Below are 23,432 nucleotides of genomic sequence, written 5' to 3'. Positions count from 1 at the left end.
AAGTGAAACATAATGCCTGAGCGGATTGCGGACGAGGCCATTCTCAGCGCGGTCGATGGCGGCTTCGCGCGGCAGGTAGCGTTTCTGCAAGACCTCGTGCGTTTTCCTTCGCAGCGTGGTGAGGAACATGCCGCACAATCGTTCATGGCGGCTGCCTTTGAGGCTGACGGCTATGCCGTCGACATGTGGCGCGTCGATGTCGATGCGATTCGCGACCTGCCGGGTTTTTCACCCGTGGCAGTTTCTTATGACGACGCCTTCAATGTCGTTGCCACGCATACGCCGCGAAACGCGACCGGCCGCTCGCTGATCCTCAACGGCCATATCGATGTCGTGCCGACAGGGCCACTCGACCGCTGGGTGCGCGATCCCTACGATCCGGTGATCGAGGACGGCTGGATGCATGGCCGCGGCGCCGGCGACATGAAGGCCGGCCTGTCCGCCTGCCTCTATGCGCTGGCCGCATTGCGCAGCCTTGGCTATCAGCCGGCCGCGAACTTGTATCTCCAGTCGGTGGTCGAGGAAGAATGCACCGGCAATGGCGCGCTTGCCTGTCTGCAGCGCGGCTACCGCGCCGACGCCGCCTTCATTCCCGAACCGCTGGAGCCGAGGCTGATGCGGGCGCAGGTCGGGCCGATCTGGTTCCGGGTCGAGGTCGACGGCGATCCCCAGCATGCGTCGGGTGCATTTTCTGCCGGGGCCAATGCCATCGAAAAGGCATTTGTCATCATCCAGGCGCTGAAGCAGCTCGAAATCGTCTGGAACGCGCGCAAGGTCGACGACAAGCATTTCCATGATCACCCGCACCCGATCCGCTTCAATCTCGGCAAGATCGAAGGGGGCGAATGGACATCGAGCGTTCCGGCGCGCTGTGTCTTCGAGATGCGCGTCGCCACCTATCCCGGCCAGAGGCTCGAAGACGCCAGGGCCGAGCTTGAGGCCTGTATCGCCGAAGCGGCGCGTGCCGATCCGTTCCTGGCCAATCGCCCACCGATGATGACCTACAACGGCTTCATGGCCGAGGGCTATGTGCTGGAAGGCGCCGACGAGATGGAAGCGGTGCTGCGCCGCAGCCACACCGCCGTGTGGGGCGAGCCGCTGACGGAGCACGTCACCTCGGCGACCACTGATGCGCGCTTCTTCGGCCTCTATGCTGAAACGCCGGCGATCGTCTACGGCCCGATCTGCCGCATGCCGCACGGCTATGACGAGGCCGTCGATCTCGACTCGGTGCGCAAGGTCACCCAGACGATCGCGCTGTTCATCGCCGACTGGTGCGGCCTCGAACCTATCGAGGCCAAGCCATGAATGCAGCCGTCCCCGATGCTTTCGGCGAAACGCTCGCCGAGGACGCGCCCCATGTCTCGACGACCGACGCGCTTGCCATCGTGCGCCGGCACTACGGGCTGACCGGCACCGCGCGTCCATTGCCTGGCGAACGCGACCATAACTTCCACATCCAGACCGACGGCGAGGGCGAGTTCGTCCTCAAGGTTTCCCATCCGGCGGAAGAGGCCGGCTTCACCGACTTCCAGAACAAGGCGCTCGACCACATCCTTGCAGTCGACCCCACCTTGCCGGTTCCCTCGGTGCGCAAAAGCCTTGAGGGCGAAGCGCAATTTACGGCCAGTGTTGGTGGATCGGCACCGCGCATCGTCCGGCTGGTGACTTATCTGCCCGGTCAGCTGCTGTCGCGCTCGCCGACTTCCGATGCGCAGGATCGCAATCTCGGGATCTTCCTCGCCCGCCTTGGCCGGGCGCTGCGCGGTTTCTTCCACCCGGCCGCCGGCAGCGACCTGCTCTGGGATATCCGCAAGGTCGCCAAGATACGACCGATGACGGTGCACATCACTGATCCGGGCCGGAGGGCGATGGTCGAGCGCGCGATCGACTCCTTCGAGCAGCATGCGGCGCCAATCATTCCGACCCTGCGCGCCCAGATCGTCCACAACGACATGAACTCCTACAATGTGGTGATGGACGCGTCGCGGCCGGAGGTCGTCAGCGGCATCCTCGATTTCGGCGACATGATCCATTCGCCGCTGATCTGCGACCTCGCCATCGGCGCCGTCTATCGCTGGCCGGCGCAAGGCCATCCGTTGGCGCCGGCCGCGCGCTTCGTCGCCGGCTATCAATCGGTTCAGCTGCTGGAGGAGGAAGAGATCGGCATTCTCTTCGATCTGATCCGTGCCCGGCTTGCGCTCATCGTCAACATCGCCAGTTGGCAGGCCGAGCGTTTCCCGGCCAAGCGCGACTATGTGCTGCGCCTCGCCACCGAGGTCTGGGCCTCGCTCGAAAAGCTGGATGGTCTGTCATCCACCGATGCCCGCCGCTATTTTCTCGACCATTCCAATCCGGAGTAAATGCTCGTGTCCCAGTCCTCGCCATATCCTTCAAATGCCGACGCGGCTGCATCGGAGCGCGCGCTGCTTGAACGCCGCGCCAGGCTGCTTGGGCCGACCTATCGCGCCTTCTACCGCAACCCTATTCATCTGGTGCGCGGCAGCGGTGTGTGGCTCTACGATGCCCAGGGCCGTAAATTCCTCGACGCCTATAACAACGTCGCCTCGGTCGGCCACTGCCACCCGCGCGTTGTCGAGGCGCTGTCCGGACAGGCCGCCACGCTCAACACCCACACGCGCTATCTCAGCGAGATCATCCTCGATTACGCGGAAAAACTGCTCGGCACCGTTCCGGCCCATCTTGGCCACGCCATGTTCACCTGCACCGGAAGCGAGGCCAACGACCTCGCCATCCGCATCGCCCAGCATTCCAGCGGCGGCACCGCCGTGATCATCACCGACTTCGCTTATCACGGCGCCACCATCGCGACGGCGCAACTGTCGCCGGCGGCGGTCGGAGCAAAGGGCGTGCGCGCGCAGCACCGCACCGTGTCGGCGCCGGACACGTTCCGCGACCATGGCCGGGCCGCGAATGTTTTCGCAAAAAATGTCGCCGCCGCCATCGAGGACATGCGCGTAAAAGATATCAAGCCGGCCGCACTCCTTCTCGACTCGGCCTTTTCCAGCGACGGCATCTTCTTTCCCGATGCGGCGGTGATGCGCGAGGCGGTGGATCACGTCAGAAAGGCCGGCGGCATCGTCATCGCCGATGAGGTCCAGTCCGGCTTCGGCCGGCTTGGCCAAGGCATGTGGGGTTTCGCCAATTATGGCATCGAGCCCGACATCGTCACGATGGGCAAGCCGATCGGCGATGGACACCCGATGGGCGCCGTGCTCGTGCGGCCGCAGCTAGTCGCTTCGTTCGGCTCGAACACCGGTTATTTCAACACTTTCGGCGGCAATCCGGTTGCTGCCGCCGTCGGTCTCGCCGTGCTGGCGGTGATCGAGGGCGAGGGGCTGATCGAGAATGCGCGCAATGTCGGCGCGTATACGAGTGAACTGCTGCGCACCCTGCAGAGCCGGCATGGCGCGGTCGCCGATATCAGGCATAACGGCCTCTATTTCGGTGTCGAGCTGACGGCGGACGGTGACGAGGCGCTGGCCGCCACCAAGACATCGGCGGTCGTCGAAGCCATGCGCGAGGACGGCGTGCTGATCTCGTCCTGCGGTCCGCGCGGCAATGTGCTGAAGATGAGGCCGCCACTGCCGTTTGCCAGGGACAATGCCGAGCAACTGGCCGAGACGCTCGATCGCGCGCTGTCGAACTGGTGATCGGGCCGAACGCATGCTGAAGCTCGAACATCAAACCCTGAATGACCGCGCCTATGGCGCGCTCAAGCAGGAGTTGATTTCAGGCGGCTTCAGCCCGGGGCAGACGCTGGTCATCCGCAAGCTCGCCGAAACGTTCGGCATCTCGACGACGCCAATCCGCGAGGCGCTGCAGCGGCTTGTCGCCGAGCGACTGCTCGAGATGCAGAACAACCGCTCGGTCATCGTGCCGTTGCTGTCCGCGCCCGCCTTCGAGGAACTGACGCGCATCCGTATCGCCGTCGAGGGACTGGCGGGCGAGATGGCGGCGACCAGGATGAGCGAAAGCGGACTGGCTGACATACAGGCGACGCTCGCCGGCATGCAGCGTGCCATCGAGGCCGGCGACGCCAGGGCCTATCTCTCGTTGAACGAGGCGTTCCACTTCGCCATCTACCAGCATGCCGGCGCGCCGATCCTGCTCAACATGATCCGCGACCTCTGGGGGCGGGTTGGGCCTTATCTCAAGCTGCTGATGCAGGCCGATCGCTACATCCCGCAGTCCAACGACGCGCATCGCAAGATCGTCGCCGCGCTGGAGCGGCGCAGCGGTCCCACTGTGCGGACTTTCATAGAAGAGGACATCGCCGTGGCGGCCGCCGTATTATCTGCAAACCTTGACGCTGCCAGGTAGCCGTCGGCCTAGCTCGTCCCGTCCAGCCGGTCGCGCAGCATGCTCCAGCCGAGCAGCATGTTGGGCGCATGCCGCAGCAAGGCATGGAACGGGATAGGCGCCGGTGGCGCGAAGGGCAGCGGCAGGTCGCGGGCCTCGGCTCCAGCGGCCCAGTCGGCCAGCACCTTGCCCATCGCTGTGGTCATGGCGATGCCGCGGCCGTTGCAGGCGCGTCCGGCGATCAGGCCCGGACCGAGGTCGATCAGGTGCGGCAGGAAATCCGGTTCGACCGCCGCCATTCCCGACCAGCTGTAGGCAAGCGGCGGGAGATCGGGCAGACCGAGATGCCGGCCAAGCCTTCGCCAGATCGTCTGCGGTACGCGCGTATCCGCACCGGCGCCAAGGATATGCATGCCGCCGCTGATCAGCCGGTTTTCGGCGTCGAAGCGGAATGTGAACAGATTGCGCCTGGTGTCGCCGACACCTTGCCCACCGGGTAACAGGCGCGCGCGGATTTCGGGCGGCAGCGGCGCCGTGGCGATTTGGAAAACCTTGAGCGGGAAATAGGTTCGCTGCAATGACGGGTTGAGGGACCAGCCATAGGCGTTGGTGGCGATCAGCACCTTTGCGGCGCGTACCGATCCCACCGGCGTTTTCAGCACCCAGCCATCGGCTATGCGATCAACCGAGGTGACGCGCGTCTGCTCGAAGATCTTCGCGCCGGCCTTCTCCGCCGCATCGGCGAGCCCGCGCGCATAGGCGACCGGATTGAGCACGCCGCCGCAACGATCCATCCAGCCACCGACATAACCTGGCACTCCCGTCAGGGCTTCGACATCCTGCCGATCCAATGTGACAGCCGGCCGGCCACGCTGTGCCCATTGCCCGGCACGTGACTTGACCTTCTCGAAGGCGGCAGGCGAATGCGCTGGCTGGATCCATCCGTTCTGCACGGCGTCGCAGTCGATGCCGTGCTGCCGGATCAGGCGGAAGACCAGGTCGGCGCTGCCGGCGGCGAAATCGATCAGCCTTTCGCCGCGCGACGGTCCGAGATGGGCCAGTATGTCGGCCGGGTCCATCTTGGCGAAGTTCGGCACGACAAATCCCGCATTCCTGCCGGTCGCGCCCCAGGCGATGAATTCGGCTTCGAGAACGGCGACGGAAAGGCCTTTCCCGGCGGCGTGCAGCGCGGTTGAAAGGCCGGAAAAGCCGCCGCCGACAATGGCCAGGTCGACATTGAGCCCACCTTGCAGCGCCGGCCGCTCGCGGCGGCTACCGCTGACGGCATGCCAGAGCGAAGCGCCTTGTGCCTCCTGCCGGATCACGGCATTCATGAGCCGGAACTGCTCTCGCCCGCAGCGATCTTCGCCCGCTTGCTGAAGCGGCGCCGCCGCGGCCTGTCGCCGAACAGGCCGTTCGGCCGGATCAGCAGGATGACGCAGAGCATGACGCCGATGGCGGCGATCTGCAGCGCGGCGGCGCGAGCCTGCTGTTCCGGCGGGAACAGGATGCTGGTCAGCGTGCCCGATCCGGCCCATATCGCCCACACCAGGATGCTGCCGATGACGGCGCCAAGATTACTGCCCGAGCCGCCGACGATCAGCATCACCCAGACCTGGAAGGTCAGGATCGGCAAATAATTGTCCGGCGCGATGAAGCCGGTGAAGTGCGCCTGCAGCGCGCCGGCCAGCGCCATGATGGCGCCGCCGACGGCAAAGGCCTGGACGCGGTAGAAACGCGCGCTCTTGCCAAGCGAGATCGCCGCCCGCTCATCCTCGCGCAACGCCTTCAAAACCCGCCCCCATGGGCTGCGCGACAGGTGCTCCAAAGCGAGATAGGCGATCAGCGTCACCACCGATACGACCGCGAGGTTGGACAGGTTGAACAGCAGCGGCGTCTCGGCAAGGCTGCCGAAGGGGCGCGGGATGAAACCGATGCCGAACGGGCCGCCGGTCAGCTTCTGCGCGTTGAGCGCGACCAGTTGCACCACCACGGCGACGCCGAAGGTGGTGATCGCAAGATAGTCGGATCTCAGCCGCAGCGTCGCCATGCCGGTAAGCGCCGCGGCGATGCCGCCGACAACCATGGCGCCGAGCCAGCCGACAAGGATCGGCAGGCCGAAGCCGCCCAGCCGCGCGGCATCGTCCGGTGTGGTCAGCAGCGCCGATGTATAGGCGCCGATGGCGACGAAGCCGGCGAGGCCGACATTGAACAGGCCGGTCAGCCCCCATTGCAGATTGAGCCCCAGCGTGACCAGCGAAAAGATCAGCGCGGTGGTCAGGAAGAAGGCGCCGTAGCCGAGCAGGTCCATCAGCGTTCCCTCACACCAAACAGGCCGATAGGCCGCACGAACAGCACCGCCATCAGGATGATGAAGGAGACGGCGGCGCGCCACTCGGCTCCGATCAGCTGTACTGCACCGGCTTCGGCGAACCCGATGATCAAGCCACCGAGCACCGCGCCAGGAATGCTGCCGATGCCGCCGAGAATGGCGGCAGCGAACATCGGCAGCAGCATGTCGAAACCCATGAACGGGCGGATCTGCACCAGAATGCCGATCATCACGCCGGCCACGCAGGCCAGCGCCCCGCCGATGACCCAGGTGACGCGCACCACGCTGGCGACATCGATGCCGACGATGCGGGCCAGTGCCGCGTTCTGGCTCAGGGCCTGCATCGAGCGGCCGGTTTGCGTGCGCGTCATCAACAGATGCACGCCGAGCACCAGCACCGCGGTCAGTAGCAGCAGGGCGATCTGGTCGGGCGTGATGCGGATGCCGAAGCCGACCGGCATGGCGATCTGGATTGCCCGGCTGAAATAGGTCGGCCGCGAGGTGAAAGTGAATTCGAGCAAGCTTCTCAGCGCCATCGAGGCGCCGAAGCTCGCCATCACCACGATGATCGCCTGGCCTTGCGAGCGAAGCCGCGAAAACAGCACCTTGTCGAGCAGCAGCGCCAAGAGCGCGGTGAAGGCCATGCCGATAGCGAGCGCAACAATGAGCGGCCAGCCGAAGGACAACGGTGCGATCGGCGCCACCTTGCCGACTGTCGCGCCGATGGCGCTGACGACGGCCAGCGTCGCATAGGTTCCCCAGGCCATGAAGTCGCCATGGGCAAAGTTCGAGAAGCGCAGGATCGAATAGGTGAGCGTCACGCCGATGGCGCCGAGGCCGATCATCGAACCCGTCAGCAATCCGTCGACGACAAATTGCAGGCTCATGCCGCACCTCTCGTGTCGGCCTTACGGGGGCGCTGGCCAAGATAGAGTTCGGCGACCACCGGATCGTTCCATAGTTCGGAGGCGATGCCCTCGTGCCGGTCCTTGCCTTCGACCAGCACATAGGCGCGGTCGCCGATGGCGAGTGCCGCCTTGGCATTCTGCTCGACCAAAAGGATGGTGACGCCGGACTTGCGGATGCCGGCCAGCATCTCGAACACCATCGAGACGAATTTCGGCGACAGGCCGGCCGACGGCTCGTCCAGAACCAGCACTTTGGGGTGGACGATCAGCGCGCGCGCGACGGCCAGCATCTGCCGCTGCCCGCCCGACAAATTGCCGGCGGCGGTGCGACGCTGGCGCACGAGATCGGGGAAGGCCGAATACATCTCCTCGATGCGGCCAGGGATCTCGCGCCGTTCGAGGATGCCGCAGGCGACTTTGAGATTGTCCTCGACCGACATCAGCGGAAAGATGTTTTCGGTCTGCGGCACGAAGGCAAGCCCGAGCCGAACCATGGTGTGGGCAGGCGCGGCCGTGATGTCCTTGCCGTCCAGAAACACCGTGCCGCCGGTGATCGGGACGAGGCCGGCGATTGCCTTGATGAAGCTCGACTTGCCGGCGCCGTTGGGGCCCAGCACGACGACGATCTCACCCTTGGCGACGATGATCGAGGCGCCGCGCACGATCGGCACGCCGGGCTCGTAGCCGGCCTCGAGGTCGCGGACATCGAGGACGATCTCGCTCATGCCGCGCCTCCGAGATAGGCCTCGATGACACGTGGGTCGCGGGCGACTTCCTCTGCCGTGCCTTCGCTGAGCAGCTGGCCGCTCGCCATGACGAGGACGCGATGGCAAAGCCGCGTCACCATGTCGATATTGTGCTCGATGAGCAGGAAGGTGATGCCGCGCGCGTTGATATCGCGGATGCGGTCTATGATGACTTCGAGCAGCGTCGCGTTGACTCCGGCGGCCGGTTCGTCGAGCAGGATGATCGCCGGGTCGGCCATCATGACGCGGGCGAGTTCGAGGAGCTTGCGCTGGCCGCCGGAAAGCACGCGCGCCGGCTCGTGTGCGAGGCGGGTGAGGGTGACCAGTTCCAGCAGTTCGAGCGCCTTTGTCCTGGCGGCTCTTTCCTGCGCGGCGACGCGCCATGGCGTGACGAAATTGGCGAGCAGCTTTTCGCCGGCCTGACGTTGTGCCGCCAGCATGATGTTTTCGATCAGCGTCAGATTGGGCAGCGGGCGCGGTATCTGGAAGGTGCGGCCGAGACCGCGTCCGATGCGCAGATGTGCGGCTTCGCCCGAGACTGGCGTACCGTTGAGAAGGATTTCACCGCTGGTCGGCAGGATGCTTCCGGCAAGCAGGTCGAACATCGTCGTCTTGCCGGCGCCGTTGGGGCCGATCAGGCCGAGGATTTCTCCCGCTTTGACTTCAAACGAGACATCGTTGACCGCGACAAGGCCGCCGAACCGCCTGACGACATTTCTTGCCGTCAGAACCGGCGCGCGGGTTTCCCCTTGCCGTTTGGTTGCCTCGCTCATCAAACCCTCTGGCCGAAGACGATCGTTGCCGCCTTCTGATTATTGATTTGTGATCACACTTGCTTTGATCACGCTATTCGGCTTTAATTTGATCCGCAAGCCGAAAACCGGCCAAGAACGGAATTCCATGCAAAAGGCTGCCATCGAAAAGAACAACGAGGCGATCGCGGCCCAACTTGCGCCGGTCGGCCGCGAAACGGTACAGGACCGCGTCTACTCCGAACTGCGCCGTGCCCTGATCGGCGGGCTGTTCGAACCAAGCCAGGTGCTGACCATCCGTGGCTTGGCCGATGCGCTGGTCACCTCGACTATGCCGGTGCGCGAGGCGCTGGGCCGGCTGATCACCGAAAAGGCGCTGGAGGCGTTGCCCAACCGTTCGGTGCGCGTGCCGCCGATCACGCTGGAACGCCTCGACGATCTCTTGCGGGCCCGCATCCTGATCGAGGGCGAGGCGATCGCGCTTGCCGCCGCCCGCATGGGTCCGCGCCAGATCGCCACCATAGAGACCATTCTCGGCGAATGGGACGAGATGCGGGCGCTGAAACACAAGAAGGACGTCGATCGCGAAGTGACGCTCAACCAGAGCTTTCACTTCGAGATCTACCGCTCCTGCGGTTCGGCCGTGCTGATCCCGATGATCGAGAGCCTGTGGCTGCAATCGGGCCCCTGCATCCGTGTCGCCATCTACGCCTTCTCGGAAGCCGGCGAGGTCGACACCGCCCAGTATCACCGCCGCATCGTCACGGCGCTGTCCACGCAGGATGCGCAGGCGGCGCGCGAGTCGCTGGTCGCCGACATCAGCCGCCCCTTCACCTTTCTGCGCAGCAAGCTGCAGGCTGCCGCCGCGAAAGACCAGACATGACCGCCATCAGGATCACCGAGCCGCGCTCGCAGCTTTCCGTCACGGCATTGTTGCTGCCCGAAAAGGCACCGGAAAACGCTGCCTTCCTCTTGGCCTATCTCGGCACGCCACGCGTTGTTCCGGGCATCCACGCGATGTGGACGGGGCCGGAGATTTCCTGTCCGGTTCCACCAGCCGACCTCGAGGGCCAGGCCTATGCAAAACCGCTGCCGGCCGAGAACGCAACGCTGAACCCGCAGCCGGGCGACATCGTGCTGTCCTATGTGCCGCCACGCATGTGGGGCGGCAATCCCAATGCGATCTTCGACATCGGCCTCTATTACGGCCAGGGTGCGCGGCTCCTGTTCCCGATCGGCTGGCTGGCCGGCAGCGTGGTGGCGCAGGTGCGTGCCGGGGAGCGCGATCAGTTCGCCGCCGCTTGCGGCGGCATCCGGCGCAACGGCGCCTGCGATGTCACCTTCAGTCTGGTGGAGGCTTGACATGGCCGACGACAGTTTCGAGCTGTTCGATCTTCGCGTCGAGGTGGTCATCCCGGAGGGCAAGCCGATCTATTGCGGCGCCAGGGCCGGTGACTATTTCGAGCTCAAGGGCGAGATGCTGTCGATGCCGGCAGGGCAGGGCTTTTCGATTTATTCGCTCGCCGCCGTCTTGCCGCTGCTGGCGGCCAAGCAGCGCCCGACCCACCCGAACGACTGGATGACATCGGACGCCGAGATCGCTTGTCCCGATCCCAATTGCGCCAGCCGCCTCCGGATTGTCAGGGTGGCCAAGCGACGGTTCAGCCACGCCGAGACCACAGCGGTGCCGCTGCCGAAGGAGGATGACCTGACATGACCGCCAAGACCTTCGAACTCGGCCCCGGCTACACCATCTCGCGCGTCATTCGCGGCGGCTGGCAGCTGGCCGGCGGCCACGGCGCCATCGACCGCAGCCAAGCGGTTGCCGATCTGATCGCCACCTTCGATGCCGGCATCTGGACCTATGATTGCGCCGACATCTACACCGGTGTCGAGGAGCTCATCGGCGCGGCGCGCCTGCGGCTGGCCAGCGAGCGCGGCCTCGACGTCGCCGCCCGGATGAAGGTGCACACCAAGCTGGTGCCCGACCTGGAACGGCTGGCCAGCATCAGCCGCGACTACATCAGGGGCATCGTCGACCAGTCATTGCGGCGGCTGAAGGCCGAGCGGCTCGATCTCGTCCAGTTCCACTGGTGGGACTATGCGCAGCCTCGCTATGTCGAGGCGATGGGCTGGCTCAACGAGCTTCGGCTGGAAGGCAAGGTGCGCAATCTCGGCACCACCAATTTCGATACGCCGCGGCTCACCGAAATCCTCGCCGCCGGCATCCCGCTTGTCAGTCAACAGCTGCAGTATTCCGTGCTCGACCAGCGGCCGGGCAACAGCCTGGCGGCACTCGCAAAACAGAACGGCGTCGGCTTCCTCTGTTACGGCTCGGTTGCCGGCGGCTTCCTCAGCGACAAATGGCTCGGTGCGGCCGAACCCGCCACGCCGCTCGAAAACCGCTCGCTGGTCAAATACAAGCTGATCATCGATGATTTCGGCGGCTGGGATCTGTTCCAGCACCTGCTTCAGGCACTGAAAGCCATTGGCGACCGCCACGGCGTCGACATTGCCACCATCGCCAGCGCCTGGGTGCTGGAACAGCCGCAAGTGGCGGCTGTCATCGTCGGTGCCCGCAACCAGGCGCACGCCATTGCCAATGCGAAAATCATGGACGTGGCGCTTGACGCCGAGGACCGGGCGCGGATTGCGGCCGTCATCGCGCAAGGCACGGGCCTGGAGGGCGACGTCTACACGCTGGAGCGCGACCGCCACGGACGCCACGGTTCGATCATGCACTACAACCTCAATGCGGGGAAGAAATGAGCGGCGAACCCTCCCTGTTTTCACGCGCCAGCGCCGAAATCATCGACCTGCACCGCTTCTTCGTCGACTGGTTCGTCGCCGCGCGCGCCAACACGGTGGACTTCGGCCGCTTCGAACGCGCCATGGGTAAAGACCTCAGCATGGTGGCGCCGGACGGGCAGGTCCTCGATCGCGAAGCGGTCGTCGACCATGTCCGCTCAAGCCGCGCCTCTTGCGACGACGGTTTTGCCATTTCGATCGAGGACATCCGGCCCGGCTGGCAGGACGCCGATACCATCGTCGTCCTTTATGTCGAAGCGCAGCTGCGCGCAGGCAAGCACAGCCGCCGCCAGTCGAGCGCCGTCTTCACCACCAGTTCATCGGCGCCCAACGGCGTCGAATGGCGACATCTGCATGAGACCTGGCTGCAGGTGCCGGAACGCTGAACAGGCTCCAGAATTCAAATACAGTCGAGTAACGAAAGGGGAACAACAATGACAAAGACGATACTCCAACTCACCACCGCGCTCGCCCTCGTCACGATGGCGGGTGCCGCGCAGGCAGCCGATTGCAAGATCACCGTCGGCCTCGTCATGGAACTGACCGGCCCGGCCGGCGAATACGGTCAGGCCGGGGCCAAGTCGGTCGAGATGGCCTTCCGCGACATCAACGGAGCCGGCGGTGTGCGCGGCTGCGATCTCGTCACCGATACGCGCGACAGCCAGAGCCAGGGCAACATAGCGGTCGACGCAGCCACCCAGCTGGTTCAGGTCAAGAAGGTGCCGGTCATCATCGGCGGCATCATCTCGTCTGTGTCGATCCCGATCCTGACCTCCGTCACCGCGCCAGCCAAGATCGTCCAGGTCTCGCCGGCTTCGTCCTCGCCGACGCTGACCGCGCTCGGCCGCGACGGCAAGACCAACGGCATCTTCTTCCGCACCATCACCTCGGATGCGCTGCAGGGCGTCGCCGCCGCCAAATACGCCGTCGACAAGGGTTTCAAGAAACTGTCGATCATCCACGTCAACAACGATTTCGGCGTCAACATGGTGGCCGAATTCTCGCGTGCCTATAAAGCGCTCGGCGGCACCATCGTCTCCGACACGCCCTATAACGAGAAGCAGTCGAGCTATGCCTCCGAAGTCACGGCGGCGATGGCCGGCGAACCGGACGGGCTCTATCTCGTCAGCACGCCGGTCGACGGTGCAACGGTCGCCCGTACCTGGATCTCGCAGGGCGGCGTGCAGAAATTCCTCCTCAATGACGGCATGAACAGCCCTGATTTCATCGAGTCCGTCGGCGCCGACTATCTGAAGGAAGCCTACGGCACCTCGTCCGGCACCAGCCCGACCGCTTCGACAGAGTACTTCACCAAGAACTACAAGGAATTCTCCGGCATCGAACCGACCAATCCGGCAGCCGACCGTTCCTATGACGCCGGCGCGATTGTTGGCCTCGCCATCGCCATTGCCGGTTCGGAGGATCCGGCCAAGATCAAGGACGCGATGTACAAGGCGGTCGATCCGGCCGGCACGCCGATCTTTGCCGGCAAGGAAGAGTTCGCCAAGGCGCTTGGCCTGATCAAGGACGGCAAGCCGATCCGCTATGAAGGCGTCATCGGCCCTGTCGCCTTCGACAAATATGGCGACATCACCGGCCCGTTCCGGCTGTGGAAGATCGTCGATGGCAAGGTGGCGACCGACGGTGAAATGACCACCGACGACGTCAACGCCCTGCAAGCGAAACTTCAGTAAGACTACCTATTCTCCGGTATCGATCACGATCCCATCGTGGTCGATACCGGACGATTGTCCTGTTTTGCATTACCACGGGCACGGACGACGTCGCTTTGCGTGGACGAGCGTTTGACCGGCAGGCGATCATGGATAGGATCGGCCGATGTCGCCTGAAATCCAACAGCTCCTCTCTGCGCTCGGCGACCGGCTGGGCGCGGGCGGCGTGCTCGCCGGTCCGGAGGTGGATCAGCGCTATCGTGACGATCCCGACGGCAAGCTGGGGGCGCTTCCCGAAGCGGTGCTGCGCCCGCGCGACACACAAGGTGTCGCGGCAGCGCTGGCGGTTTGCAACGATCTCAGCCAGCCGGTTGTCGTCCAGGGAGGACGCACCAGCCTGGCAGGCGCCGCCCGTGTGCAGCCGGGCGAGGTGGTGCTGTCGTTGGAGCGCATGACCGACCTCGCCGTTCCGGATCGCCAGGCTGCTAGCATCGTCGCCGAAGCGGGCGCGACGCTGCAGGCGGTGCAGGAGGCGGCCGACAGCGCCGGGCTGATGTTCGGCGTCGATATCGGCGCACGCGGCTCCGCGACGGTCGGCGGCAACATCGCCACCAATGCCGGCGGCATCCGCGTGCTGCGTTACGGCATGTACCGCGCTCAGGTTCTGGGACTGGAAGCCGTGCTTGCCGATGGCAGCGTGATGACCTCGCTCAAGGGCTTGCCCAAGGACAATTCCGGCTACGACCTCAGTCAGCTCTTTATCGGCACGGAAGGAACGCTCGGCGTGGTCACCCGCGCCGCGCTCAGGCTGCATCCCAAGCCGGCGTCCGAGGTGAACGCTTTCTGCGCGCTCTCTTCGCTCGATGCGGCAATCGCCCTGCTTGGGCTGCTGCGGCAAAAGCTCGGCCCGCTCCTGTCCGCCTATGAGGTCAACTTCGCACCGCTCTATGACCTCATGGTCGCCAGCATGGCTATGCCGGCGCCGCTGCCGGCAGGCTCGCCCGTCTATCTGCTGGCCGAGATCCAGGGCAGTCAGCCGGAACGCGACGGCGAGCGCTTCGCCGAGGTGTTGATGCAGTTGGTCGAAGACGGTGTCATCGACGATGTGGTGGTCTCGCAATCGCCGCGCGAGTTTCGCGCTCTGTGGGACGTGCGGGAGGACGCCAATCGCGTCCTGTTTTCGATCAAGGGTTTGATCGGCGTCGACATCAGCATCCCGTTGGCCCGCATGGGAGCGTTCCTGCAAGAGGCGGACGCAGCCATCCACGCCGTCGATCCCGGCGCCGACATCTATTTCTTCGGCCATCTCGGCGACGGCAATCTGCATTACCAGGTCCGCACGGTCGATGCGGCGGCGGCATATGACATCGTCTATCGCGGCGTGGCGGCGGCCGGCGGCGGCGTTTCGGCCGAACACGGCATCGGCCTCGACAAGAAGAAGTGGCTGCATCTGGTCCGCAGCGACGCCGAGATCGCCACGATGCGGCGGCTGAAGACAGCCCTTGACCCCAGAAACATCCTCAATCGGGGACGGGTCTTCGACCTCAACCCGACCGCCTTCTCCCGATGACGATTGCCCGCTATCTCAAGTCCGTTCCGTTGCGAGCTGTCTGGGGATGAGAAAGCGGGCGGCAAGCACGCAGAGCAGCACGGTGAACATCAGGATCAGCGCCACCAGCGCATTGATGTCGGGTGAGAAGCCAAGCCGCATCATCGCCCACAACCTGACCGGCAGCGTGCTTTGCGTGCCGGTGACCAGGATGGTGATCATGGTCTCGTCGAACGACAGGGCGAAGGCCAGGATGGCGCCGCCGACCATGGCGCTCGACAGGTTCGGCAGGATGATGCGCCAAAAGGTCTGCCAGCCCGTGGCACCGAGATCGTAGGACGCTTCGACCAGCGTGCGGCTCATCGACTGCAGCCGCATCAGCACCGTGCGGTAGACGATCGCCAGCACGAAAACCGTATGGCCGATGACGACCGTCAGCAGCGAGCGTTCGAGACCGATTTCGCGAAAGAAGATCAGCAGCGCCAGGCCGCTGATGATCGGAGGCATCAGGAACGGCAGGAAGATGATGAACTGCAGCAGCGAGCGTCCGGAGCGGCGCCCATGATAATAGAGCGCCAGCAGCGTTCCGCTGACCACCGACAGGATGACGGTGCAGACGCCGACGATCAGCGTGGTGCGCAAGGCGACCAGTATGTCGTGGTTTTCAGCCAGCGCCACATAGGTCGACAGGGTCGGCGCCGACCAGTCGACGGAGCCATGCGAAATGGTGAAGAACGACGACACGATCGGCACGAACAGCGGGCTGTAGAGCAGCACCGCAACCAGTGTCGTGATCGCGGCCAGAAAGATCGTGGACAGTCGGGGCAGGGCGCTCATACCGAAGTCCCCCGGTTGCGGCCAAAGCGTTCGCCGACGAGGATTGCGGCGATCACCACGACGGCCAGCGCCACCGACAGCGCCGCGCCGAACGGCCAGTTATAGGCCGTGCCGAACTGGCTGTAGAGGATGCGGCCGAAGGTGAAGCCGCTGATGCCGCCGACCATTTGCGGCGTCAGGAAATCGCCGATCGCCAGCACGAAGACGAAGCTCGCCGCCGAAGCGACGCCGGGCAGGCTGAGCGGCAAGGTGATGCGCAGGAAGGTCTGCAAGCTGCTGGCCCCCAGATCGTCCGAGGCACGCAGCAGCACCTGCGGAATCCGCTCCAGCGACAGGAAGATCGGCAGGATGGCGAAGGGAATCAAAAGTAGCGTCAGCGTCAGCAGGATGGCGTTCATGTTGAACACGAAAAGCGTCGACGGTTCCTGCAGGATGCCGAGCGCCACCAGCGCCTTGTTGAGGAAGCCGTTGAGGCCGAGGATGCTGCGGATCGCATAGATCTTGATGACGTAGCTCATCAGCAGCGGCACCAGCAGCAGCATCAGCAAGGCATAGCGCCAACGGCCTTTCAGCGTCGTCAGGAAGTAGGCGGCGGGATAGGCAAGTAGGATGCAGATGATGGCCACCGACACGCACAGCACGATGGTGTTCCAGAACACCGGCAGAAAGACCGGATCGGTGAAGAACCTGATATAGTTGCCCAGGGACAACCCGTAGACGATGGTGCCCTGGTCGACACTGAAGAAGCTGTAGCCGAGGAAGATCGCCAGCGGCACCAGGACGAAGACAACCGGCAAGGCAAACGCCAGCACCGTGACCAGCAGCGACAGTCGTCTTTCCGCAGTGAGTGTCGAGCCGGCTTCGCTCATGCCAGCACCAGATGGCCTTCATGCGGCGCAAACGAAAGCGATACAGCCTCGCCGGATTTGAGCGCGCTGCCGTCGATGCGGCTCGGCACGCGCAGCCGCAAGCGTTGCGCAGCATTGTCTGGGCCTGCCGCGATGGTGGCGACGCTCGATGAGCCGGCAAAGGCCATGTCGGAGATCGTGCCGGAAAAACGGTTGTCGGTGTCCTTTGCGTCTGCAAGATGCAAGGCCTCGGGACGGAACGCAGCGTAGGCGCTGGCGCCATCTGCTGCGGCCTTCAAATGCGGCTGGTCACTGATCGAGCAGACCAGGCGGCCGAGCGCCGTCTCGATCGATCGCAGCTCGCCCTGCACCGGCCCAAGTTTTCCGGACATCAGATTGTTCTCGCCGAAGAAGCGCGCGACGAACTCGCAATTCGGCCTGTAGTAAAGGTCGTGCGGCGTGCCGTGCTGGCGGATATGGCCGGCCTCCATGACGCAGATCCGATCGGCCATGCCGATGGCTTCCTCCTGGTCATGGGTGACGAACAGGAAGGTGGTCTTGATTTCGCGCTGGATGGATTTCAGGAAGACCTGCATCTGCCTGCGCAGTTCGAGGTCGAGCGCCGCCAGCGGCTCATCGAGCAGGATCAGGCGCGGCTGGCAGATCAGTGCACGGGCGAGCGCGACACGCTGGCGCTGGCCGCCGGAGAGCTGCGCCGGAAAGCGGTCGGCGAAACGTCCGAGCTGGACCAGGTCCAGCGCCTCCGCGACACGGCGCGCGATTTCCTTGCGCTGGATATGGCGAACCGAAAGCCCGTAGCCAACATTGCCGGAAACGGTCAGGTGCGGAAACAGCGCATAGTCCTGGAATACCGTGTTGAACGGCCGTCGGTTGATCGGCATGCGGCTGATGTCTTGCCCATCCAGGCGGATCTCGCCTGACGTCAGCGGTTCCAGTCCGCCGATCAGCCGCAGCACCGTGGTCTTGCCGGAGCCCGAAGGCCCGAGCACGGTGAGGAACTCACCATCCCGGATCGACAGGTCGATGTCGTGCAGCACGGGGACCGTGCCGTAGGATTTCGAGACGGACCGCAGCGTCAAGAGGTCGGTGTTCTGGTTCATGAAATACTCTCGCATACGCTTCGGCGGTCCGGAACCTCCGGACCGCCGGGTCCTTCGAAGGCATAGAGCGGAAAGATCAGGGCGTAGCCTTGACCTCGTTCCACATGTCCGAACGCTTGAGCGGGTCCTCGACATTGTTGAGCCAGACCAGCTTGTCGTTGCCGCCGGCGCTGCCGGTTTCCGTCACCGTGTTGCCGAAGCCGGTGCGCTCGGAAAGCTCGCCGCTGACCTTCTTGCTCAGCATGAAGTCGATCCACTTCTCGGCCGCCGCATTGTCGCGGACACCCTTGGAAATGACCCAGTTGTCGAGCCAGGCGAGCGCGCCCTCGCCTGGATTGACGTAGGCGACATGAGCGCCGATCTTCTGCAGTGCCTTGACCTGCTGCTGGCCGTAATTGGCCCAGATCAGGGCCACATCATTGTTCTGGTAGATCTGCTGCGCCTCGTCGGCGGTGGTGTAGAAGCTCAGCACGTTGCGCTTGAGTTCGACCAGCTTGGCCTTGACTGCCGCCATCTGCTCTTCGTTGAGGTTGAACGGATCCTTGTAGCCGAGCGTCAGCGCCGTGAACGAGAAATTGTGCTCGCCATTGTCGTAGGCCAGAACCTTGCCCTTGTAGGCCGGGTCCCACAGAACCGACATCGAGGTCGGTGCTGGCTTGACCTTGTCGGTGTCATAGATCAGGCCGATGGAGTCGAAGCAGAACGGAATGCCGTAGACCTTGCCGTCCTTGGTCACGCCGCTCACCGCGGTCAGATCGCGGAAGCGCGGCAGCACTTCTTTCTGGTTGGCGAGCTTCGTGACGTCGATCGGCGACACCAGGTCGGCCTTGATGTAGCGCTGCAACTGGGCGGTGTTGACGGCGAAGACGTCGAAGTCCTGGCCTTCGCTTCCCTTTATCTTGGCCCAGATCTCGTCGTCGCTGCCGATGAAGACGACATCGACGCCGATGCCGGTCGCGGCGGTGAAGTCCTTGACCCAGTCGGCATCGGCGTAGCCGTCCCAGGCCAGTACCCGCAGGTTCGCGGCGAGCGCCGCCGATGTCATCAGGCCGATGCCGAGCCCGATTGTCGCTAGTCTTAGAAACGCTTTCTTCAGTCCCATTTTTAATCTCCCATTGTCGTTCTGGTGGACCGTAATTTTCGGGCCTGCGCCGTCACAGCTGGGTAACAGCGACCAGTCCCTCGTCCGGCACCGACACCATCCGGTTGCGCAGTGGCTTGCCGAATGTCTGTGCCTGGATTTCATACTCGTCGCCGGAAGCCGTCTTGACGCCGGAGGCGTAGCTCATCACCGCCGCGCCGAAGAAATAGGCATGCAGGTCGCCCGCCCTGCGGTGCATCGGGTAGCGGAAATGGAAGTGTTCGAGATTGGCGATCGAGTGCGACATGTGCGCTTCGCCCGACAGGAACTCCTGCTCCCAGATGACAGTGCCGTCGCGCAGGATGCGCGAATGGCCGCGCACTTCTTCGGGCAGGTCACCGATCAGCAGCTCGGGTCCGATGGAGCAGGAGCGAAGCTTGGAGTGGGCGAGGTAGAGGTAGTTCTCGCCCTCCGTCACATGGTCGGAATATTCGTTGCCGAGCGCATAGCCGATCCGATAGGGGCGGCCGTCCGGCCCGTTGAGATAGAGGCCGACGATCTCGGCCTCTTCGGCGCCGGCGCGCGCGAAGGCCGGCATCGGTAGCGGCGCGCCGGGCGGCACGACACAGGTGCCGACGCCCTTGAAGAACCATTCGGGCTGGATGCCGATCTGCCCGGCGGCAGGCTTGCCGCCTTCCAGGCCCATACGGAAAATCTTCAGCGAATCCGATTCCTCGGTGCCTTCGCCATGGGTCAGAACATGCATCTGGTTGCGCGCGGCGGCGCTTCCCGTGTGGGTCAGGCCGGTCCCGGTGACCAGGAAGCGCGCCGGTTCCGGATGGTCGACCGGAGCGAGCACCTGGCCATCGCGCAACAGTTGGTCGTAGTCGATTTTCGCTGTGCCCGTCTGCTTCTCAACCAGCGCTGCGATCGACGTGCCCTGGGCAATTGCCGCTTCGGCCAGCTCCAGCACGCTGCCGGTCTTTTCGAGCGGGTGCAGATGATTGCCGTCATCCGAGACACGGCCAACCCCTCTGCTGCCGTCGGCCATTCTGAACTGAACAAGACGCATGAATACTAACCTTCTTCCCTTGGAGCCGTACGGGTCACACCCAGCCCGCATCGACGATGAACTGCTGGCTCGTGCACATGCGGCTGTCGTCTGCGGCGAGAAACAGCGCCATGCGCGCGATATCGGAGGGTTGCAGCCGGTCGGGCAGGCACTGCCTTTCCGCGATCTGGCGTTCGCCGGCCGAGTTCAGCCACAGCCGCATCTGGCGCTCTGTCATCACCCATCCCGGCACCATGCAGTTGACGCGGATGCGTTCGGGGCCGAGTTCGCGAGCCAGCGCCCGCGTCATGCCGTAAACAGCCGCTTTCGCGGTGACATAGGCTGGGCAATCCGGATCGCCGACCATCCAGGTGATGGAGCCGAAATTGATGATCGAGCCGCCGCCCAGCGCGTTCATCTGTGGACGCACCGCCTGCGCCGCGAAGAACTGATGGCGCAAATTGACCGCCATGCGGTCGTCCCAGTAGGCAACCGTCACGTCCTTGGTCTGGTGGCGGTCGTCATTGCCGGCATTGTTGCACAGCGCCTGGATAGGGCCGTTGTGCTGCATCGCCTGAACGGTTGCCGCCTGCAACTCTTCGACGTTGCGCAGGTCGCAGGGAATGAACAGCGGCGCGGCATGTCCCTCGGCCGAGATCGCGTCGACCAGACGCCGGGAAGGCTCCTCGGCCATGTCGACGAAGGCGACGCGGCTGCCTTGCGCGCAGAAATGGCGCACCAGGCTTTCGCCGATGCCACTGCCGCCGCCGGTTATGAAGACGCTGCGGCCCTTGAGGCTTGGATAGATCGCATAGCCGATTTCATCCGTCATCGCGCGCCTCTCTAGTGCGAATGCCGAGGAATGCCGGCATCGCGCCGACCGACGAGAAAGTCGAAATCGCAGCCCTTGTCGGCCTGCAGCACGCGCTCGACATAAAGGCTCTGATAGCCGCCTTCCGGCGGTGCCGGCGGCTGCCAGTCACGCCGGCGGATCGCCAGCTCCTCATCCGACACCAAAAGCTCCAGCCGGCGACCGGCGACATCGAGTTCGATGAGGTCGCCGTCGCGCACCAGAGCCAGCGCGCCACCTGCGGCTGCTTCCGGCGCCACATGCAGAACCACGGTGCCGTAGGCGGTGCCGCTCATGCGCGCGTCCGAAATGCGCACCATGTCGGAGACGCCTTGCTTCAGCAGTTTTGCCGGCAGCGGCATATTGCCGACCTCGGCCATTCCTGGATAACCGCGCGGTCCGCAATTCTTTAGTACCATCACCGAGGAGGCGTCGATGTCCAGCTCCGGATCGTCGATGCGGGCGTAGTAGTGCTCGATGTTCTCGAACACCACCGCCTTGCCGCGATGTTGCATCAGCGCGGGCGTTGCCGCGGACGGTTTGATGACTGCCCCGTCAGGCGCCAGATTGCCGCGCAGGATCGAGATGCCGCCTTCCTTGGTCAGCGGCTGGCTCAGCGGCCGGATCACCTCGCTGTTGTAGTTGGGCGCGCCGTCGATCAGTTCACCGATGGTCTTGGCGCTGACGGTCATGGCGTCGCGATGAAGAAGCCCCACTTCATCAAGCGACGCCATGACCGCAGCTAGCCCCCCGGCGTAGTAGAAATCTTCCATCAGGAACCGGCCCGACGGCATCAAATCGACAATAGTTGGAATGTCCCGGCCAAGGCGGTCCCAGTCATCGAGGCTGAGATCGACACCGATCCGGTTGGCGATGGCGATCAGATGCAGCACCGCATTGGTCGAGCCACCGATCGCGCCGTTGACTCGAATGGCGTTCTCGAATGCTTCCCGGGTGAGGATCTGCGCGATTGTCACGTCCCTGCGGACGAGGTCGACGATCTGGCGTCCGGCCATTTGCGCGAGCACGCCACGGCGCGAATCCACCGCCGGGATCGCGGCATTGTCCGGCATGCCGATGCCGAGCGCCTCCACCATGCTGGCCATGGTCGAGGCCGTTCCCATCGTCATGCAACTGCCCGCAGATCGGCTTTGGCCCTGCTCGGCGGCGAGGAAGTCGGCGACCGGCATGCGGCCGGCCTTCACTTCCTCGGCGAATTTCCAGACATGGGTGCCCGAGCCGATATCCTGTCCGCGGAACTTGCCGTTTAGCATCGGCCCGCCGGAAACAGCGATGGTCGGCAGGTTGCACGACGCAGCGCCCATCAAGAGTGCCGGCGTGGTCTTGTCGCAGCCGACCAGCAGGATGACGCCGTCGATCGGATTGCCGCGGATGGACTCTTCGACATCCATGCTGACCAGATTGCGAAACAGCATGGCGGTGGGGCGCATGTTGCTCTCGCCGAGCGACATCACAGGGAATTCGAGCGGCAGGCCGCCCGCTTCATAGACGCCGCGTTTGACGTGATCGGCCAGCGCCCGCAGATGGGCATTGCATGGGGTCAGTTCCGACCAGGTGTTGCAGATGCCGATCACCGGGCGGCCATCGAAAGCGTCGGCGGGGATGCCCTGGTTCTTCATCCAACTGCGGTGCATGAAGGCGTTCTTGCCCTCACCGCCGAACCAGGCCTCGGACCGCAGCTTGCGTTTGGTGTCGGTCACGATGTCTGTTCCCGATCCTGGCGGCGCTTGTTGCGGCTTTGGACGCTGCGGCGCACGTCTTCCTCGGCATTGTCGATGAGCACCAGCAGCGCGTTTTGCGCACCAGTGGCGTCGCCGGATGCGATCTTTTCGGCCACTTCCCGATGCAGCGGCAAAGAATGACGCTGCCCGTCCGGATTGTCGTTGGAGAGGCGAAAGCTCATCACCAATGCGGTTTCGACCAGTGCCGCCAGCGAGCCGATCAGCTCATTGCCGGTCATGCGCAGGATGGTCTGATGGAACAAAAGATCGGGCTTGGCGAAGCGGTCGCCGTCGTCAACCACCGCTTCCATTTCGGCCAGCGCGGCATTGATCTCGGCAATCTGCGCCGGCGTGGCGCGTTGCGCGGCAAGTGCGGCCGACATCGGCTCGATGGCTCGGCGCAGCTCGAACAGCGCCCGGACATCGTCGGCGCTGACGCCGCCTGCGTAGCGCCATGACAGGACGTCCGGGTCGAGGAAATTCCAGTCGGCACGGGGACGCACCCTTGTGCCGGTCTTCGGCCGCGATTCGACCAGTCCCTTGCCGGCCAGCACCTTGATCGCCTCGCGCAGCACCGTGCGGCTGACCCCCAGCATCTCGCTGGAATCGTCGGCATTGGGCAGTGCCTCGCCGGGCAGGAAATCGCCCTGCACGATGCGCAATCCGATCTGTTCGACGACGGTCGCGTGCAACGCCGTCGAGCCGCTGGAGACCGCGACCGCAACCCTCGACGTGCGCGCCGTGCTGAAAGATTTCTTATTCTTCATACTATTCATATGATATGTCTTATCGGCATTGCGACTGGAGTCAA

General features: G+C 64.3%; 24 protein-coding genes. 11 read left to right on the top strand and 13 right to left on the bottom strand.

Translation table 11 applies throughout. From position 1 onward, the window contains the following. Positions 1 to 12: 12 nt before the first annotated feature. Genes NKJ11_RS03530 through NKJ11_RS03515 form a run of 4 tightly spaced genes read left to right on the top strand, consistent with a single transcriptional unit; the run spans position 13 to position 4,344 of the window. Positions 13 to 1,308 carry an ArgE/DapE family deacylase gene (locus NKJ11_RS03530; protein WP_164892806.1) on the top strand — a complete coding sequence of 432 codons (1,296 nt, stop codon included), beginning with the start codon at positions 13 to 15 and terminating at the stop codon, positions 1,306 to 1,308. After that, positions 1,305 to 2,363, top strand: coding sequence for a phosphotransferase (locus tag NKJ11_RS03525; RefSeq protein ID WP_023808830.1), 1,059 nt, complete (start codon positions 1,305 to 1,307; stop codon positions 2,361 to 2,363). Before NKJ11_RS03530 ends, NKJ11_RS03525 begins: the two co-directional genes overlap by 4 nt. Beyond that, the gene (locus NKJ11_RS03520) at positions 2,364 to 3,674 is read left to right on the top strand and encodes an aspartate aminotransferase family protein (RefSeq protein ID WP_352792703.1); all 1,311 of its coding nucleotides are present in this window, start codon (positions 2,364 to 2,366) and stop codon (positions 3,672 to 3,674) included. It abuts the gene before it with no gap. A 13-nt stretch (positions 3,675 to 3,687) separates the two neighbouring features. After that, positions 3,688 to 4,344 (top strand): GntR family transcriptional regulator, encoded by a 657-nt coding sequence (locus NKJ11_RS03515; protein ID WP_023808828.1) that lies wholly within the window; start codon positions 3,688 to 3,690, stop codon positions 4,342 to 4,344. A gap of 8 nt (positions 4,345 to 4,352) precedes the next feature. On the opposite strand, the gene NKJ11_RS03510 is transcribed toward NKJ11_RS03515, so the two are convergent. Genes NKJ11_RS03510 through NKJ11_RS03490 form a run of 5 tightly spaced genes read right to left on the bottom strand, consistent with a single transcriptional unit; the run spans position 4,353 to position 9,082 of the window. Continuing rightward, positions 4,353 to 5,657 (bottom strand): NAD(P)/FAD-dependent oxidoreductase, encoded by a 1,305-nt coding sequence (locus tag NKJ11_RS03510; RefSeq protein WP_023808827.1) that lies wholly within the window; start codon positions 5,655 to 5,657, stop codon positions 4,353 to 4,355. Further along, positions 5,654 to 6,637, bottom strand: coding sequence for a branched-chain amino acid ABC transporter permease (locus NKJ11_RS03505; RefSeq protein ID WP_023808826.1), 984 nt, complete (start codon positions 6,635 to 6,637; stop codon positions 5,654 to 5,656). Before NKJ11_RS03505 ends, NKJ11_RS03510 begins: the two co-directional genes overlap by 4 nt. After that, positions 6,634 to 7,542 carry a branched-chain amino acid ABC transporter permease gene (locus tag NKJ11_RS03500; RefSeq protein WP_128302370.1) on the bottom strand — a complete coding sequence of 303 codons (909 nt, stop codon included), beginning with the start codon at positions 7,540 to 7,542 and terminating at the stop codon, positions 6,634 to 6,636. The genes NKJ11_RS03505 and NKJ11_RS03500 overlap by 4 nt, the downstream gene beginning before the upstream one ends. Next, positions 7,539 to 8,288: a branched-chain amino acid ABC transporter ATP-binding protein gene (locus tag NKJ11_RS03495; protein WP_352792702.1), complete on the bottom strand. Its 750-nt coding sequence runs from the start codon at positions 8,286 to 8,288 to the stop codon at positions 7,539 to 7,541. The genes NKJ11_RS03500 and NKJ11_RS03495 overlap by 4 nt, the downstream gene beginning before the upstream one ends. Next, positions 8,285 to 9,082: an ABC transporter ATP-binding protein gene (locus tag NKJ11_RS03490; RefSeq protein WP_128302372.1), complete on the bottom strand. Its 798-nt coding sequence runs from the start codon at positions 9,080 to 9,082 to the stop codon at positions 8,285 to 8,287. Before NKJ11_RS03490 ends, NKJ11_RS03495 begins: the two co-directional genes overlap by 4 nt. 127 nt (positions 9,083 to 9,209) lie before the next feature. Here NKJ11_RS03490 and NKJ11_RS03485 point away from each other — a divergent pair, with 127 nt between their 5' ends. The 7 genes from NKJ11_RS03485 to NKJ11_RS03455 all read left to right on the top strand — a co-directional run bounded on the left by NKJ11_RS03485 (position 9,210) and on the right by NKJ11_RS03455 (position 15,112). Beyond that, the gene (locus NKJ11_RS03485) at positions 9,210 to 9,944 is read left to right on the top strand and encodes a GntR family transcriptional regulator (RefSeq protein ID WP_127327034.1); all 735 of its coding nucleotides are present in this window, start codon (positions 9,210 to 9,212) and stop codon (positions 9,942 to 9,944) included. Then, on the top strand, positions 9,941 to 10,423 hold the full coding sequence (locus NKJ11_RS03480) for a DUF3830 family protein (protein WP_128302373.1): 483 nt from the start codon (positions 9,941 to 9,943) through the stop codon (positions 10,421 to 10,423). The genes NKJ11_RS03485 and NKJ11_RS03480 overlap by 4 nt, the downstream gene beginning before the upstream one ends. Position 10,424: 1 nt before the next feature. Then, positions 10,425 to 10,778 (top strand): TIGR04076 family protein, encoded by a 354-nt coding sequence (locus NKJ11_RS03475; RefSeq protein WP_128302374.1) that lies wholly within the window; start codon positions 10,425 to 10,427, stop codon positions 10,776 to 10,778. After that, positions 10,775 to 11,830 carry an aldo/keto reductase gene (locus tag NKJ11_RS03470; RefSeq protein WP_128302375.1) on the top strand — a complete coding sequence of 352 codons (1,056 nt, stop codon included), beginning with the start codon at positions 10,775 to 10,777 and terminating at the stop codon, positions 11,828 to 11,830. Before NKJ11_RS03475 ends, NKJ11_RS03470 begins: the two co-directional genes overlap by 4 nt. After that, the gene (locus NKJ11_RS03465; protein ID WP_023808818.1) at positions 11,827 to 12,255 is read left to right on the top strand and encodes a DUF4440 domain-containing protein; all 429 of its coding nucleotides are present in this window, start codon (positions 11,827 to 11,829) and stop codon (positions 12,253 to 12,255) included. The genes NKJ11_RS03470 and NKJ11_RS03465 overlap by 4 nt, the downstream gene beginning before the upstream one ends. A gap of 48 nt (positions 12,256 to 12,303) precedes the next feature. Then, positions 12,304 to 13,563 (top strand): ABC transporter substrate-binding protein, encoded by a 1,260-nt coding sequence (locus NKJ11_RS03460; protein ID WP_127327037.1) that lies wholly within the window; start codon positions 12,304 to 12,306, stop codon positions 13,561 to 13,563. A gap of 145 nt (positions 13,564 to 13,708) precedes the next feature. Then, on the top strand, positions 13,709 to 15,112 hold the full coding sequence (locus NKJ11_RS03455; protein WP_352440071.1) for an FAD-binding oxidoreductase: 1,404 nt from the start codon (positions 13,709 to 13,711) through the stop codon (positions 15,110 to 15,112). Between the two features lie 15 nt (positions 15,113 to 15,127). Here NKJ11_RS03455 and NKJ11_RS03450 read toward each other — a convergent pair whose 3' ends face one another. The 8 genes from NKJ11_RS03450 to NKJ11_RS03415 all read right to left on the bottom strand — a co-directional run bounded on the left by NKJ11_RS03450 (position 15,128) and on the right by NKJ11_RS03415 (position 23,388). Then, positions 15,128 to 15,928, bottom strand: coding sequence for an ABC transporter permease (locus NKJ11_RS03450; RefSeq protein WP_128302376.1), 801 nt, complete (start codon positions 15,926 to 15,928; stop codon positions 15,128 to 15,130). Beyond that, positions 15,925 to 16,797 carry an ABC transporter permease gene (locus NKJ11_RS03445; protein WP_352609326.1) on the bottom strand — a complete coding sequence of 291 codons (873 nt, stop codon included), beginning with the start codon at positions 16,795 to 16,797 and terminating at the stop codon, positions 15,925 to 15,927. Before NKJ11_RS03445 ends, NKJ11_RS03450 begins: the two co-directional genes overlap by 4 nt. Continuing rightward, on the bottom strand, positions 16,794 to 17,897 hold the full coding sequence (locus NKJ11_RS03440) for an ABC transporter ATP-binding protein (RefSeq protein ID WP_352609327.1): 1,104 nt from the start codon (positions 17,895 to 17,897) through the stop codon (positions 16,794 to 16,796). Before NKJ11_RS03440 ends, NKJ11_RS03445 begins: the two co-directional genes overlap by 4 nt. 76 nt (positions 17,898 to 17,973) lie before the next feature. Further along, the gene (locus NKJ11_RS03435; protein ID WP_352609328.1) at positions 17,974 to 18,999 is read right to left on the bottom strand and encodes an ABC transporter substrate-binding protein; all 1,026 of its coding nucleotides are present in this window, start codon (positions 18,997 to 18,999) and stop codon (positions 17,974 to 17,976) included. A 52-nt stretch (positions 19,000 to 19,051) separates the two neighbouring features. Beyond that, entirely contained in the window at positions 19,052 to 20,050 is a 999-nt protein-coding gene (gene araD1, locus NKJ11_RS03430; protein ID WP_352609329.1) for an AraD1 family protein, read from the bottom strand. A gap of 34 nt (positions 20,051 to 20,084) precedes the next feature. Continuing rightward, positions 20,085 to 20,861 (bottom strand): SDR family NAD(P)-dependent oxidoreductase, encoded by a 777-nt coding sequence (locus NKJ11_RS03425; protein ID WP_128302381.1) that lies wholly within the window; start codon positions 20,859 to 20,861, stop codon positions 20,085 to 20,087. 11 nt (positions 20,862 to 20,872) lie between these two features. Next, entirely contained in the window at positions 20,873 to 22,600 is a 1,728-nt protein-coding gene (locus NKJ11_RS03420; protein WP_352609330.1) for an IlvD/Edd family dehydratase, read from the bottom strand. Then, positions 22,597 to 23,388 carry a FadR/GntR family transcriptional regulator gene (locus NKJ11_RS03415; protein WP_128302383.1) on the bottom strand — a complete coding sequence of 264 codons (792 nt, stop codon included), beginning with the start codon at positions 23,386 to 23,388 and terminating at the stop codon, positions 22,597 to 22,599. The genes NKJ11_RS03420 and NKJ11_RS03415 overlap by 4 nt, the downstream gene beginning before the upstream one ends. Positions 23,389 to 23,432 lie beyond the last annotated feature (44 nt).

The organism is Mesorhizobium sp. M0243, from assembly GCF_040321775.1.
Lineage (GTDB): Bacteria > Pseudomonadota > Alphaproteobacteria > Rhizobiales > Rhizobiaceae > Mesorhizobium.
The sequence above is the reverse complement of the archived record's forward strand: the minus strand, read 5'-3'. Positions and strand labels throughout refer to the sequence as shown.

Excerpts from the sequence above, each read along its gene's own strand:
- NKJ11_RS03510 (WP_023808827.1), bottom strand. The coding sequence starts at position 5,657 with ATGAATGCCGTGATCCGGCAGGAGGCACAAGGCGCTTCGCTCTGGCAT.
- NKJ11_RS03530 (WP_164892806.1), top strand. The coding sequence starts at position 13 with ATGCCTGAGCGGATTGCGGACGAGGCCATTCTCAGCGCGGTCGATGGC.
- NKJ11_RS03490 (WP_128302372.1), bottom strand. The coding sequence starts at position 9,082 with ATGAGCGAGGCAACCAAACGGCAAGGGGAAACCCGCGCGCCGGTTCTG.
- NKJ11_RS03500 (WP_128302370.1), bottom strand. The coding sequence starts at position 7,542 with ATGAGCCTGCAATTTGTCGTCGACGGATTGCTGACGGGTTCGATGATC.
- NKJ11_RS03470 (WP_128302375.1), top strand. The coding sequence starts at position 10,775 with ATGACCGCCAAGACCTTCGAACTCGGCCCCGGCTACACCATCTCGCGC.
- NKJ11_RS03450 (WP_128302376.1), bottom strand. The coding sequence starts at position 15,928 with ATGAGCGCCCTGCCCCGACTGTCCACGATCTTTCTGGCCGCGATCACG.
- NKJ11_RS03445 (WP_352609326.1), bottom strand. The coding sequence starts at position 16,797 with ATGAGCGAAGCCGGCTCGACACTCACTGCGGAAAGACGACTGTCGCTG.
- NKJ11_RS03435 (WP_352609328.1), bottom strand. The coding sequence starts at position 18,999 with ATGGGACTGAAGAAAGCGTTTCTAAGACTAGCGACAATCGGGCTCGGC.
- NKJ11_RS03465 (WP_023808818.1), top strand. The coding sequence starts at position 11,827 with ATGAGCGGCGAACCCTCCCTGTTTTCACGCGCCAGCGCCGAAATCATC.
- NKJ11_RS03440 (WP_352609327.1), bottom strand. The coding sequence starts at position 17,897 with ATGAACCAGAACACCGACCTCTTGACGCTGCGGTCCGTCTCGAAATCC.
- NKJ11_RS03520 (WP_352792703.1), top strand. The coding sequence starts at position 2,364 with ATGCTCGTGTCCCAGTCCTCGCCATATCCTTCAAATGCCGACGCGGCT.
- NKJ11_RS03425 (WP_128302381.1), bottom strand. The coding sequence starts at position 20,861 with ATGACGGATGAAATCGGCTATGCGATCTATCCAAGCCTCAAGGGCCGC.
- NKJ11_RS03455 (WP_352440071.1), top strand. The coding sequence starts at position 13,709 with ATGTCGCCTGAAATCCAACAGCTCCTCTCTGCGCTCGGCGACCGGCTG.
- NKJ11_RS03525 (WP_023808830.1), top strand. The coding sequence starts at position 1,305 with ATGAATGCAGCCGTCCCCGATGCTTTCGGCGAAACGCTCGCCGAGGAC.
- NKJ11_RS03460 (WP_127327037.1), top strand. The coding sequence starts at position 12,304 with ATGACAAAGACGATACTCCAACTCACCACCGCGCTCGCCCTCGTCACG.
- NKJ11_RS03475 (WP_128302374.1), top strand. The coding sequence starts at position 10,425 with ATGGCCGACGACAGTTTCGAGCTGTTCGATCTTCGCGTCGAGGTGGTC.
- NKJ11_RS03515 (WP_023808828.1), top strand. The coding sequence starts at position 3,688 with ATGCTGAAGCTCGAACATCAAACCCTGAATGACCGCGCCTATGGCGCG.
- NKJ11_RS03485 (WP_127327034.1), top strand. The coding sequence starts at position 9,210 with ATGCAAAAGGCTGCCATCGAAAAGAACAACGAGGCGATCGCGGCCCAA.
- NKJ11_RS03495 (WP_352792702.1), bottom strand. The coding sequence starts at position 8,288 with ATGAGCGAGATCGTCCTCGATGTCCGCGACCTCGAGGCCGGCTACGAG.
- NKJ11_RS03480 (WP_128302373.1), top strand. The coding sequence starts at position 9,941 with ATGACCGCCATCAGGATCACCGAGCCGCGCTCGCAGCTTTCCGTCACG.
- NKJ11_RS03415 (WP_128302383.1), bottom strand. The coding sequence starts at position 23,388 with ATGAAGAATAAGAAATCTTTCAGCACGGCGCGCACGTCGAGGGTTGCG.
- araD1 (WP_352609329.1), bottom strand. The coding sequence starts at position 20,050 with ATGCGTCTTGTTCAGTTCAGAATGGCCGACGGCAGCAGAGGGGTTGGC.